Here is a 14,110-nt window from a genome sequence, read left to right as displayed (position 1 = left end):
ATTGGATTTTGTGCAGGCAAATGGACGGAAATAGGATGCTGAAGGCTAGAATGCCGGTTTTGACTGCATGTTTTCCAATCAAAAGTCACTTAGCAAACGATTGGCATCGATTTGCCTGTAAGAAATACAGGCAAACGTAATAGTAGTAACAGTAAGAAAAAACCAGTCTACCGCAAATCTGCGGAAGCCTGGTTTTTCTTACTTAATAGCCCAAGATGTGATAGCCCGAATCGACGTGAATAACCTCGCCTGTAATGCCTCGGGACAGCTTGCTTAACAGGAACATCGTCGCATCGCCGACCTCGTCCTGATCAACGTTTTTGCGCAGCGGCGATTTCTCTTGGATCGTAGAGAACAGATCAGTAAATCCAGCTACGCCGCCTTTCGCGGACAACGTGCGGATGGGTCCGGACGAGATCGCATTAACGCGGATATTGTATTTGCCGAGATCATCTGCCAAATATCTTACGCTTGCTTCCAGCGCGGCTTTGGCTACGCCCATTACATTATAGTTTTTCACGACGCGCTCGGCGCCGAGATACGATTGAGTGACGATGCTTCCGCCCTCCGTCATGAGCTTCTTGCATTCCTTAGCCATCGCAACGAGCGAGTATGCGCTAATATCTTGGGACAGGCGATAGCCTTCGCGAGTTGTTTCGACGTATTCGCCCTGCAAATCTTCTTTCTCCGCGAATGCTACAGAGTGGGCGAGACCGTGAATAACGGACACTTTTGCCTCAATCTCGCGGAAAGCCGCTTCGATGCTCGCATCGTCAGCAACATCGCAAGATACGCATAGCAGCGGCTCGATGCCGTTGGCCGCGAGCAATTGCGTCAATTTGTTGTAAGAACGTTCCTTTCTATATGTGAAAATTAAGTTAGCCCCCGCCTCATGCAGCGACTTCGTAATTCCCCAAGCAATGCTTCGTTCGTTGGCGATGCCCATTACGATAATATTTTTTCCGGTAAGTAATCCTGACATTTGTAAATAACCTCCAAGTGCTGGTCTGGTCGCATAAAGCGCTGCAATGAGTATAACATAAATTTAGTACCTAGTACTAATCTAGATTATCGTTCTCGATTTATGTGATAGAGACGCTTGAACGGAGAATGGAATGAAAATAGCTTGCCCGGGCAAGGCGAATGTATGAGCAGTGTCAACAGGAAGGCGGAATAGGGCAAGGTTGCCGGAGCTCCAACGAGATAGAAATCCTTCCAGTGCGGCCCAAATTTATTTTTATACTCATACAGTCCTTTAAAGTTGTATAGCTTGTTGCCGTAATGATAAACGAGTTTGGCAACTGCGGAATCGCAGACGTTCGCCAAGGGCGCTGCTCCTAGGCTGCAGGCTGCGTACTTCTGCTCCTTAGCCCATAGCAAAATCGACAGGAACAGGAAATCCATCGTTCCATGCGGACAAGCTTGCGAATAACGCATCAGATCGAGCGTAATTTGACCTTGAGCGGCAACTTCCTCGGAAGTAACGGTTTCTTTCGGAGACGGGTCCCCAGCGATTGTAACAAAAGCGACGACTTGGTCATCTGGGTCAATAAGAACCGCTATAGGGAAGCGGCTGGCATATTCCGGAGAAAAAGCGCTGACCGAAAAACTTTTTTCTTTGCGTTTTTGAAGCCAATTATCCGATATCGTCTGAAGCTTGGACAGAAATTCATCCGAATACGGAGGCTGAAGAACGTTAAGCGAATAGCCGCTGCGATGAAATTTATTAAGCCGATTGCGCAACTTGAGCCAGGCTTTGCCGTTCAAGTGAAAAGCGCCAAGCTCGACACGCGCCTCCTGCCCGATCATCTTGGCTTGCAAGCCCAAATTTTTGAATAGGGGGAGGAAAGCGGAACTCGTTTGATAGAAAACCGGCGTTCGCCGCTGTGCATGACAATTAGTAACGAATTGCTTAATGACTTGGTGATGCGCTTGCGGGTTGCCCACAGGGTCCCCCAGCACAATGTTGCGATTGCCTATCGCTCGGTAAGCGAGAAACGCCTGTTGTTCCGAATCGCAGAACCATTGTTTGTCGCCAAGAAAATAAAGATGAGTATGCGAATTGTGGCCGAAGCCGTCCATAAGCTCGCGAAGCTTATTTTCTGTCTGAATAAAAGGCAAATGCGTACCTCCGGTATGTAGAATCTGCGTTGATAATCATATCGATTACATACGTCACTACTATTCATCGGAGTTTCATGGCCTAGATTCAAGAAAAGGATTATGGATACTCAGGGAAATGCAGGAAGGCTACGTTCAGTGTCGCGCGATTTCGAATAGACACTTATGCGTTATCGGTTATAATGGCTGTACAAATATGTGTAGGCTTGGAGGCGTCATGATGACCGCGCTCAATTATTGCAAAGTATTAATCGTCGATGACGAACAACTCATAAGGCAAGGGATTAAACACTTCATGAATTGGGAGCATGAAGGCTTCCAGATCGTGGGCGAAGCGTCGAACGGCAGCGAGGCTCTCGAACGGATCGAGGAGCTGCGGCCGCATATCGTGATTACGGATATTGTCATGCCGGTGATGGACGGAGAGGAACTGACGAGAATCATCAAGCAGCGTTATCCGGAAATCGAAGTTATAATTCTCAGCAGCTTCGGTGAATTCAGTTATGTGCGTTCTACGTTCCAAAGCGGCGTTGCGGACTATATTCTGAAACCGAAGCTCGATATGCGCCATCTGCTTAGCGTGCTTAAGGTTGCAGCCGACAAAATCCCGGGTCTCGGCAGCGGGAAGCTGGAGTCGGACAATAGACTGTCGCTGGATTCGCTGCTGGAAAAAATAATATCCGGTTACGACATGGAGGAGGGCTTGCCGGAGGCCAAGGACTATTTGCCGTATTCCTATTACGTTCTGATAGGATCGAAAGCAGTCGAAGGAGCGGGTGCGCAATTCGTACAGGATACGCGCAAGCTGCTGGAATCGTCCATTCCGGAACAATTGCTCGTTACCCCGCTGCCCCATATAACCGATTGTACCGTGCTTCTCGTAAATACGGATCAAAGCGGATGCGATAGACTCCTTCGTCAAGCCGAACAGTGGTTCGCGGAGAGCGCGGACTTCGGCGCCGGCAAGGCGGTAGTCATTGGAGAGCCCTTCGAAGAGCTGGCAATGATCCGTGAACGGTACGAAGACAATATGCGGAAGCTTCTGGACTACGGCTTCTTCCTGCCCGAGGTTCAGTTACTCATCTACGATGAATTGCCTAAGCTCCCAGCGTCGACGATCGAGCCGTTCAACTTGAACCGGTTCACCGATGAATTCAAGCGAGAGCGATTCATTGAGGCGTTCGACTATTTAAGCGGACATGTGCTTGCCTTATCGTCGAATTACACAATGAATGTATTCGAATTCAAGTCCTTCTTAGGCAATCTTATATTTAACATGACGGTGCTGCTCGGCAATATGAAGTATGACAATAAGGAGCTGGACAACAGCAAGTTCGCTTATTTCAAAGCGATAGAAGACGCGGCGACTGCGAATGAAGCGATTGCTGCGCTAGAGCAATTCATCGTTCTCGCGAAGGCCTGCATTGCGGACAAGTCCGAACAGTCCCAGTCCGGCAACGTCAATATGAAACGGCTGCTGGATTATATCGACGAGCATTACGCCGAGCCGCTTAACCTGACGGAGATGGCGAAGCATTTTCATTTCAACCCATCTTACTTATCGAGTTATTTCTCGACGCACAACGAGGAAGGGTTCATCGAATATTTGCACAAAGTAAGGACGGACAAAGCAGCATCGCTGCTGCGCAAGGGAGAGGCAATGATCTCCGAGATAAGCGGCATGGTCGGCTATTCGGATCACAGCTACTTCTGCAAGGTGTTCAAGCGCCATACCGGACATTCGCCGAGCAGCTACCGCCGCCAATATATGAAATAAGGAATGAACCGATAATGATTAGACGGCTAAATGATCGATTCCGCAACAACAGACTGTTTGTGAAAATGTTTCTTGTCATGCTCCTGAGCATCGTTGCAGTCGCGATTGCCATCACATGGGTTACGCTCAATACGTCCGAGCGGCTCTTCATGCAGACATTCAGCATTACGAATTCGAAGGTGCTGACCCAGATCGAGAAAAGCTTCACCTCGCTTAACTATTCGATCGTTCTAGCGTCCAACACGATGCTTCAAAGCGGTTCGATCAAAAACTTCCTGACGGAAAGCGAAGGCAATTCGAAGTCGATCGCCAAAACCTATTTCAACATGAATCAGCAAATGAAACGGATCACCTCTATCGTGGATACGTATGAGGTTGGTCTTACAATAACGGGCATCAACAAAAGGAGCTACGCTACCGACCGCTCGATATGGCCATTGACCGATAGCGAGCTGCAGGCGCATCCGATTACCCAGCAGACGCTTAAAGAACCGAGGAAGCTGCTTTATCAGTTCGATTACGTCGAGCCTACCGACACGACGACCGGGCAGGCTTCGATTGTCGCTTCAAAGGCGTTCATGGAGAGAACGACCGGTTACGTGTACGGGGCGATGTATTTCTCTTTTCGCGAGCGTGAATTCAAGCAACTCTATGAATCGTATACAAGCCTAGGCAACGATGTCGTTATACTGAACGGCAAAGGCATGATTATTTCATCTAATCGTACCGACTGGATCGGCCAGTCCGATCCTGAGCTACTCGTCAAAGCCCGTGAGATTGTGGAGCAATCGCTGGAGTACAAGAGCGTGGAACGATTAGGCAAGGATGAATTGCTGATTGCAAAATATTTGGAAGCACAAGATCTGTATCTCGTAAACGTCATCGATAAGAAGACGGCGATCGGTCAACTGATGGATACGCGCGCGATTGTGCTTATCGTAACGGCAATCGTATCGATCGCGCTTCTGATCGTGTTCCTCATCTCTGGCCGACTGACGAAGTCTTTATCGAGACTGGTGAAACAAATATCGACGATTTCCAAATACGAGTTCGATCATTATGTCACCGTTGGCGGCAGCTATGAGACGAGGCAGCTCGGGCAGGCGTTTAACGCGATGCTCGACGAGCTTCACGATTACGTGGACGAGCTGGTAGAGACACAGAGGCGGCAGCGGAACGCGGAGCTTGAGGCGCTGCAGCAGCAAATTAATCCGCATTTCCTTTACAACACACTGGCATCGGTGAAGTTTATGGTGCAGCAAGGCAGCAAAGATAAGGCGGCCGATACGATCAATGCGCTTATCTCGCTGCTGCAAAATTCGATCGGCAACGTCAGCGAGACGATTACGATCAGTCAAGAGCTCGTTAACATGAGGAACTATGTGTTCATTAATCATGTGCGCTACGGGGAGAAGATAAAGGTCAATTATTTCGTCTCACCTGATTGCATGGGTTATATGGTACCGAAGCTTATTATACAGCCGTTTATCGAGAACGCCTTTTTCCATGGGTTCAACAAGAAGTCAGAGGGGCATATTTACATTCTGGTCGCCCAAGAGCTGAACGCACTCGTCTGCGAGATCGTCGACAACGGCGACGGCATGGTCATAACCGCCGAGCAACTGCCTGATCAAACGAAAGGTACTAGGCAGCTGTTCACCGGAATTGGCGTAAGAAACGTTCATGATCGTATTAAGCTGCTGTATGGAGATGAATACGGCGTAACGATTTCAAGCGAGTTAGGAGAAGGAACGAAGGTGAAAATCCGGTTGCCGCTGCTCAAAGGATAAAAATTGTCCAAGTTTCTAAAAATCGTGCAAACGACTTAGAGGCTTGGACTTTTTTTTATAATAATTTCACTAAACGAAGCAAAGATTATCCTAACGGGCACGATATTCAAGATGCTACGATAAAACAGTAAACGGGAAACCGCTTACAGCATTTTACAAAGAGAGACGGAGGTCTTCAAAAGTGAAAAAATTATTGCCATTGCTGGTTGTGTGCATCATGATCTTCACAGCCTGCTCGTCCAATACGGACAACAAGAACAACAATACAGGTACTGACAATGCTGCAGGTGAGACAAGCAAAGTAACAGTCTGGGCTTGGGATCCGAACTTCAACATCAAAGCGATGAACCTTGCGAAGGATGCTTATGCACCTGATCACTCGGATGTAACGATCGACATTATTGAGAACGCTCAGAACGATATCGTTCAAAAGCTGAATACGGGTCTTAGCTCCGGCACGACCAAAGGTCTTCCGAACATCGTATTGATCGAGGACTACCGCGCGCAAAGCTTCTTGCAAGCTTATCCGGATGCATTCTACCCGCTGACGGATTCGTTCAAAACAGAAGACTTCGCTGATTACAAAATCGGCCCGACAAGCTTCGACGGCAAGCAATACGGTCTTCCATTCGACTCCGGTGTAACTGGCGTTTATGTAAGAACGGACTATCTCGAGCAAGCTGGCTACACGGTAGCTGATATGCAAGATATTACTTGGGACAAGTACATCGAGATCGGCAAAGCGGTTAAAGAGAAAACAGGCAAAGACTGGATTTCCCTTGATCCGAACGATCTGGGCATCATCCGCGTAATGGCGCAATCGGCCGGCTCGTGGTACATGAAAGAAGACGGCAAAACAGCCGACATCGTAGGAAATGCGGCTTTGAAAGAAGCTATGGAAACATACAAAAAAATGATGGATGCCAACATCGTTAAGATTCATGCGGACTGGAGCCAATTCGTTGCTAACTACAACAACGGCGACGCTGCTTCCGTACCAACAGGCAACTGGTTCACTCCATCCATTACGGCTGCTGCTGATCAAGCCGGCAAATGGGCAATCGTTCCGCTTCCTAAGCTGACGAACAACGACAAATCGGTACATGCTTCCAACCTTGGCGGCAGCTCATGGTATGTCCTTAACGTTCCAGGCAAGGAAAAAGCGGCTGAATTCCTCGGCGCTACATTCGGTTCGAATGTTGACCTTTACCAAAAGCTGGTTACAGAAATCGGCGCAATCGGAACTTACAAGCCTGCTGCAGAAGGCGAAGCTTACAAAGCGGCTAACGAGTTCTTCGGCGGACAAACTATCGTAACTGACTTCGCTGCTTGGACTGCTCAAATCCCTAATGTCAACTACGGTATGCACACTTACGCAGTTGAAGATATTATGGTTGTGGAAATGCAAAATTACCTGAACGGCAAAGCAATCGATCAAGTGCTTGCTGACGCTCAGAAACAAGCAGACTCCCAATTGAAATAGTGTAATTATGTGGTACGGCCTTGGACATCGGCTGCCGGCGGATAAGCGGGCGGCTGGTGTCCAAGGTTATTTAGAGATTATAGAGACAGACAGTAACAAAAACGAATGCTGGAAGGAGATGACAGTAAAGTGAGAGAAGCCAAAGCTGTAAATTTACGCAACAAAACAAATGTCATTGGCTGGTCATTTATCGCTATTGCGGTAATAATGATATGCGCCTTTTATTTCTATCCGATGATACGAGCATTATTAATGTCATTCCAATCGGGTACTGGAACGAATCTGTCATATGTCGGGCTCGACAACTATACGCGGCTGTTCAGTGATTCCACGTTTATTACGACACTGACGAATACATTCCTGTATCTGATTGTGCAAGTGCCGATCATGATCGTGCTTGCGCTGTTTATATCCGTACTGTTGAATGACAAGGACTTGAAGCTGAAAGGTTTTTTCCGGACGGCTATTTTTCTGCCGGCGGTAACGTCGCTCGTTGCCTACTCGGTTATATTCAAATATTTGTTCGGCGCAGATGGACTCATCAACGAGATGCTGCTCAAGCTTCATCTGATTTCCGTGCCTATCCAATGGATCACAGATCCGTTCTGGGCGAAGATTACGATCATAATCGCGATTACATGGCGCTGGACCGGTTACAACATGATTTTCTACTTATCGGCGCTGCAAAACATAGATGGCTCAATTTACGAAGCTGCGCGCATCGACGGCGCATCCTCGTTCAAGCAGTTTACGAAAATAACGGTACCGCTTCTGAAACCAATCATTCTGTTCACATCCATTACGTCAACGATTGGTACGCTGCAATTGTTCGACGAGGTAATGAACATTACGAAGGGCGGACCGGGCAATGCGACGATGACGCTATCGCAATACATTTACAACCTGTCGTTCAAGTACACGCCTGACTTCGGTTACGCGGCGACTGTATCGTATGCCATCGTTATCCTGATCGTTATCTTCTCGATTCTTCAGTTCAAATTGGCAGGTGATCGCAATGACTAAGCTCAAGCGGATATTTATATATGTATTTCTAAGCGCGTCGGCGATCGTATCGATTTTCCCATTCCTATGGATGATTACCAGCACAACGAATCGTTCCATCGACATTACAAAGGGAAAGCTTCTGCCGGGCAAATACTTGTTAGAGAACTTGGACAAAGCGTTTAACGACGTGGACATCCTGCCGTCGCTGATTAATTCGGCGAAAATCTCGATTTTGACCACATTGCTTGCGATGCTGATTGCTTCGCTTGCCGGATACGGCTTTGAAATATTCAAAAGCAAGGCGAAGGATGTCGTGTTCAGTATCCTGCTGCTCTCGATGATGATCCCGTTCGCGGCGCTTATGGTACCGTTGTACCGCATGTTCGGAACGATTTCGCAAACCGTGCCGTTCGTCGGCATCGATACGATTTCTTCCGTTATTATGCCTACGGTAACGACGGCGTTCTTAATTTTCTTCTTCCGTCAGAGCACGAAAATGTTCCCTAAGGACATGCTCGAGGCGGGAAGAATTGATGGCCTGAACGAGCTTGGCGTGTTCTTCCGCATCTATATGCCGACGATGAAGACGACGTATGCGGCAGCGGCTATCATTACTTTCATGTCGAGCTGGAACAACTATTTGTGGCCGCTCGTCGTACTGCAATCTCCGGAGAAACGGACGATTCCGCTTCTGATCTCCAATATGGGCTCCAGCTACGCGCCGGATTACGGCGTCATTATGACCGTTATTTTGATCGCAACGCTGCCAACGGCTATCGTATTCTTTTTGATGCAGAAGCATTTCGTAGCGGGTATGACAGGATCGGTCAAGTAAGCGACAACAATGCAGCAACAACTACAGACAGAGTCAGCACGATAGGAGAGGTTTGTCGATATGAAAGCAACGAGCGCAAGCTTGGACTGGCTGAGCGACCCGGCGGTATTTGCCGTCAATCGTCTGCCAGCCCATTCCGATCATAAATATTACGCAACGTTGGCGGAAGCTCAGCGCAAGGAAGCGATGCCTTGGAGGCATTCCTTGAATGGAGCTTGGAAGTTCAATTACGCAGTAAACCCGGCCAGCAGGCCTGTTGATTTCTATAAGACCTCATTCAGCGTATCGGGATGGAATGAAATTATGGTTCCCGGACATATTCAGCTGCAAGGCTACGGTCAGCCGCAATATGTGAATACGATGTATCCTTGGGATGGACACGAGGACTTGCGCCCGCCGCAAATTTCCTCGGATCATAATCCGGTAGGCAGCTATGCAAGAAGTTTCTTCGTACCGGAGCATATGGCCGGCGGGCCGCTGTTTATTTCGTTCCAAGGCGTGGAGACAGCATTCTACGTGTGGCTGAATGGCGAATTCGTCGGATATGGCGAAGACAGCTTCACGCCGTCGGAGTTCGAATTGACGCCTTTCCTGAAAGAAGGCGACAACAAGCTTGCTGTCGAAGTGTACCAGCGCAGTACAGGCAGCTGGCTGGAGGATCAGGATTTCTGGCGCTTCTCCGGCATCTTCCGCGACGTGTACCTGTATACCGTACCTGAGGTGCATGTACAGGACGTGTCCCTGCGGACGGATCTCAACGATAGTTATGACACTGGCTCGCTCAACGTAGCGCTCGCGTTCCGCTCGGTTGCGCCAGCTGGAACGAAAGCGGTTCTGGACTTATATGATGTCAATGGCTTGCCGGTCTTATCGGAAGAGATTGTCCCAGGTGATTTGGAGTCTGAACGTACTTCTCTTCGAGTGAAAAGTCCTTCGTTGTGGAGTGCCGAACAGCCGAATTTGTACAGCTTGTATATTCGACTGATAGACGCGGACGGCAATGTGATTGAAGTCATCCCTGTGCGCGTCGGCTTCCGCCGCTTCGAGATGGAAGATAAGATTATGAAGCTGAACGGCAAGCGCATTGTGTTCAAAGGCGTTAATCGCCATGAATTCAACAGCCGCCGCGGACGTGCGATTACGAACGAGGATATGCTGTGGGACATCAAGGCGCTGAAGCGCAACAACATGAACGCCGTACGGACATCCCACTATCCGAATCAGAGCTATTGGTATGAGCTGTGCGACGAATACGGCGTTTACGTCATCGACGAAATGAATTTGGAGACACATGGCTCTTGGCAGAAGATGGGCGCCGTTGAGCCGTCGTGGAACATTCCTAGAAGCAATCCGGAATGGCAGGACATCGTGATGGATCGCGCGATTTCGCTCTATGAGCGGGACAAGAACCATCCGTCCGTAATTATTTGGTCGCTTGGCAACGAATCCTACGTAGGCGACGTGCTCGTGAACGTTGCAAGGTACTTCCGTACGGTCGATCCGAGCCGTCTCGTTCATTACGAGGGCGTATTCTACGACCGCGCATTCACCGAAGCAAGCGATATGGAAAGCCGGATGTATGCGAAACCTGCAGATATCGAAGAGTACTTGGACAATAATCCGGACAAGCCGTATATCAGCTGCGAGTACATGCACGCAATGGGCAACTCGCTTGGCGGCATGCGCAAGTATACGGATCTCGAGCAGAAGTACCCGATGTACCAAGGCGGCTTCATCTGGGATTACATCGATCAAGTCATCGTGAAGGAGAACCGTTACGGCGACGAGTTCCTCGCTTACGGCGGCGACTTCGACGATCGCGCGACCGATTACAACTTCTGCACGAACGGCATCGTTTATGCGAACCGCGAGCTGTCGCCGAAGATGCAGGACGTGAAGTTCCTTTATCAGAACGTGAAGCTTGTTCCAGAGCGCGACAGCGTGTTTATTCGCAACGAGAACTTGTTCGTGAATACGGGGGCATTCTCGCTTGAGATAGCTTTGTTCCGCGAAGGTCATGAAGTACATCGATTCCCATTGGAAGCGGCTGTTGCCGCAGGCGAAGAAGCACGGATAAGCTTCAATATCGAGGAGCAGATTGCTCTGCCAGGCGAATATGCGGTACATGCTCTACTTACGCTGAAGGAGCAGACGCTTTGGGCGGAAGAAGGTTATGAGATCGCGTTCGGTGAGCATATCTTCAAGGTTGAAGGCGAGGCTGCTCGCACAGCATCGTCTTACGGCAAGCTAAGAGTTGCGAACGGGGACGTAAACATCGGCGTGCATGGCGCAGATTTCCGCATTATGTTCTCGAAGCAGGCCCATACGATGACGTCGATCGTATTTGAGGGACGCGAGATGATCGCTGCGCCGCCTGCGCCGCTATTCTGGCGGGCGACGACGGACAATGACAAAGGGTACGCTCAAGGTTATGATTCCGGTCTATGGTATGCAGCAAGTCTCACTCGCAAATGTGTAGGCATCGACGTGTCCGAGGCAGAGGACGGAAGCTCGATAACGGTAGCTTATCGATTCCGCTTCTCGATTAGCGATACGGCTGAAGCTAAGATTGCGTATACCGTTAATGCGAACGGTTCGATTCGAGTGCAAGCGGAATACAAAGGTGCTGAAGGGCTGCCTCGTCTGCCGATCTTCGCCGTTTCGTTCAAGGTGAAGGCCGATTACGATCAGTTGGAATGGTATGCAATGGGTCCCGAGGAGAACTATGCTGACCGAGCGAACGGCGCGCGGCTTTGCATATTCGAGAATACGGCGGCAGACAATGTGGCTGCTTATGCCGTGCCTCAGGAGTCAGGCAACCGCATGGGCGTTAGACGTCTAAGCGTACGCAATCGTGATGGACAAGGCATTCGCATCGTCTCGAGCGGTGAGCCGGTGGAATGCAACGTATCGCCTTATACGGCGTTCGAGCTGGAGAACGCGCAGCATCATTACGAGCTGCCGGAGGTGCACTACACGGTTATTACGGTAGCTGGGCGCCAAATGGGCGTCGGCGGCGACGACAGCTGGGGTGCTCCGGTGCATGAGGAATATACGATCTCGGGCGAGCAGGATCTTGCTTTCGAGTTCACGATTGAACGAGCTTAAATACGGGAAATGGCGGTGCAAGGGTGATCCTTGCGCCGTTTTTTTTATGTACGGCTAACCACGCCAGAAACCTTCTCGCATTAAGCCATATAAACAGTAGCATCATGACATTTATTATGGGTTGGCCGTGAAGTTATACTTCTCATATGGACGGCAGTTGTCGTTCCTAACCATAAGAGGAGGGATTTAGTAAAAATGTTGATGTTCAGTCGCAGGTGGAAGCTAACGTTTATGTTTACCGTACTGCTCGCTCTAGTCATTCCTTTCGTCGCACCGCAGCCGACTCATGCCGCTAACGGATTTTATGTAAGCGGAACCAATCTGAAGGATGCCAACGGAAACAACTTCGTCATTCGCGGCGTCAATAACCCGCATATTTGGTTCGACACACAAGCTTATTCAGCTTTGACGACGATTGCGAATAACAAAGCGAATGCTGTGCGCATCGTATGGCAGACGAGCGGCTCGGCAACGCGGTTGCAACAAATAATCGACCGTTGCAAGGAGCTAGGGATGATCGCCATCGTAGAGCTTCACGATGCAACGGGTTCGAACAGCGCTGCGTTGCTTAATCAAATGGCGCAATATTTTACACAAAGCGCTGTTAAGACGATATTAAACAATAACGAAAAATACGTCCTCGTGAATATCGCCAACGAATGGGGCGGCAGCGACTTGGCCGATACCGCCTGGCGAGACGCATACAAGACTGCCATATCGACGATTCGGAATGCGGGCATCCACAATACGATCGTTGTCGACGGATCGGGATGGGGACAGAATGCATCGCCGATCAAAGCGTACGGCAATGCTCTGCTGACGCATGATCCGGATCATAACGTGATGTTCTCCATCCATATGTACGGCTCGTGGAACAATGCAAGCAGCATCGGCACGGAGCTGCAAAATATTAAAAACCTGGGACTCGCCGTGATGATCGGGGAATTCGGCTATAATTACAATAACGGCAACAACAACTTAGGCAGCCAAGTGAATGCCCAAGAGGTGTTGAATCAATCCCAGGCCAAAGGAATCGGATATATGGCATGGTCTTGGACGGGGAATGATTCCTCCAATTCATGGCTCGATATGACGACCAGCGATTGGCAGACGCTTACTTCGTGGGGTAACCTTGTCGTTAACGGTACGAACGGCATTAAAGCGACTTCTGTGAAAGCTACGGTATTCAACAGCGGCGGAGGCAGCAGCTCGACGTTATACGATTTTGAAAGCGGCAATGTTCAAGGATGGTCAGCACTTAATGTCGGCGGCGGACCATGGTCAGTAACGGAATGGGCGACAAGCGGGAGCAGCTCCTTGAAGGCGGATGTCACGCTGGGCAGCGGCGGCCAGTTCACGCTCAAGTATACAGGCGCGAATAACTTCAGCGGCAAAAGCTCCGTCACCGCCAAAGTGAAGCACGCAGCTTGGGGAACCTTTGGCAGCGGCCTGCAGGCTAAGCTGTTCATCAAGACAGGATCAAGCTATGCTTGGTATGAATCGCCAACCGTAAATTTGAACGCTTCATCGGCATCGACGCTTACATTAAGTCTTAGCGGGGTGGCCAATCTTGGCGATGTAAGGGAAATCGGTATCCTATATATGTCGCCGAGCAACTCGAGCGGAGCAACTTCCGTGTACGTAGACAGCGTCGTTCTGCAATAGCTGCTACCATCAAGAAAAGGCCATCTTAATAGCCGGCAGGCTGTTGGGATGGCCTCTCGTTGTTAGGTAAGGTTGTTAAAACTATTTGTCCCAAGAAAGTAACCTATGTTTGTGCGAATAGGATGGATTCCCCATCCTATTCTGTCTGTAGCCCCGCCCGGTCCCAACACAATCGCCGTTTTCACCAACAATAAGCTGGGTTTCCCATCTTATTGACCTTAAGTAACCTATGTTTGTGCGAATAGGATGGATTCCCCATCCTATTCTGTCTGTAGCCCCGCCGGTCCCAACACAATCGCCGTTTTCACCAACCATAAGCTGGATTT

General features: G+C 49.4%; 9 protein-coding genes. 7 read left to right on the top strand and 2 right to left on the bottom strand.

Features of this window, described 5'->3' with window-relative positions; genetic code table 11:
- Window positions 1–202: 202 nt before the first annotated feature.
- Together fabI and V8F51_RS25685 are read right to left on the bottom strand one after the other, a co-directional pair.
- Window positions 203–982 (bottom strand): enoyl-ACP reductase FabI, encoded by a 780-nt coding sequence (gene fabI / locus V8F51_RS25690; protein WP_337103353.1) that lies wholly within the window; start codon window positions 980–982, stop codon window positions 203–205.
- Between the two features lie 86 nt (window positions 983–1,068).
- On the bottom strand, window positions 1,069–2,121 hold the full coding sequence (locus V8F51_RS25685) for a phosphatidylglycerol lysyltransferase domain-containing protein (RefSeq protein ID WP_337103352.1): 1,053 nt from the start codon (window positions 2,119–2,121) through the stop codon (window positions 1,069–1,071).
- Between the two features lie 220 nt (window positions 2,122–2,341).
- Between V8F51_RS25685 and V8F51_RS25680 the strand changes: the two genes are divergently transcribed.
- The 7 genes from V8F51_RS25680 to V8F51_RS25650 all read left to right on the top strand — a co-directional run bounded on the left by V8F51_RS25680 (window position 2,342) and on the right by V8F51_RS25650 (window position 13,784).
- Window positions 2,342–3,898, top strand: coding sequence for a response regulator transcription factor (locus V8F51_RS25680; RefSeq protein WP_337103351.1), 1,557 nt, complete (start codon window positions 2,342–2,344; stop codon window positions 3,896–3,898).
- Between the two features lie 17 nt (window positions 3,899–3,915).
- Entirely contained in the window at window positions 3,916–5,688 is a 1,773-nt protein-coding gene (locus V8F51_RS25675; RefSeq protein ID WP_442956489.1) for a sensor histidine kinase, read from the top strand.
- A 181-nt stretch (window positions 5,689–5,869) separates the two neighbouring features.
- Window positions 5,870–7,171, top strand: a complete 1,302-nt coding sequence (locus V8F51_RS25670; RefSeq protein ID WP_337103349.1) for an ABC transporter substrate-binding protein — start codon at window positions 5,870–5,872, stop codon at window positions 7,169–7,171.
- Between the two features lie 207 nt (window positions 7,172–7,378).
- Entirely contained in the window at window positions 7,379–8,194 is an 816-nt protein-coding gene (locus V8F51_RS25665; protein ID WP_337103404.1) for a carbohydrate ABC transporter permease, read from the top strand.
- A complete protein-coding gene (locus V8F51_RS25660) occupies window positions 8,187–9,011 on the top strand; it encodes a carbohydrate ABC transporter permease (RefSeq protein ID WP_337103348.1) in 825 nt (274 codons plus the stop codon). Before V8F51_RS25665 ends, V8F51_RS25660 begins: the two co-directional genes overlap by 8 nt.
- A gap of 60 nt (window positions 9,012–9,071) precedes the next feature.
- Window positions 9,072–12,119: a glycoside hydrolase family 2 TIM barrel-domain containing protein gene (locus tag V8F51_RS25655; RefSeq protein WP_337103347.1), complete on the top strand. Its 3,048-nt coding sequence runs from the start codon at window positions 9,072–9,074 to the stop codon at window positions 12,117–12,119.
- Between the two features lie 195 nt (window positions 12,120–12,314).
- The gene (locus tag V8F51_RS25650; protein WP_337103346.1) at window positions 12,315–13,784 is read left to right on the top strand and encodes a glycoside hydrolase family 5 protein; all 1,470 of its coding nucleotides are present in this window, start codon (window positions 12,315–12,317) and stop codon (window positions 13,782–13,784) included.
- Window positions 13,785–14,110 lie beyond the last annotated feature (326 nt).

Source organism: Paenibacillus sp. YIM B09110 (assembly GCF_037167145.1).
Classification (GTDB): domain Bacteria; phylum Bacillota; class Bacilli; order Paenibacillales; family Paenibacillaceae; genus Pristimantibacillus.
Note: the sequence above shows the minus strand (reverse complement) of the source record. Positions and strands in the feature narration are given on the sequence as shown.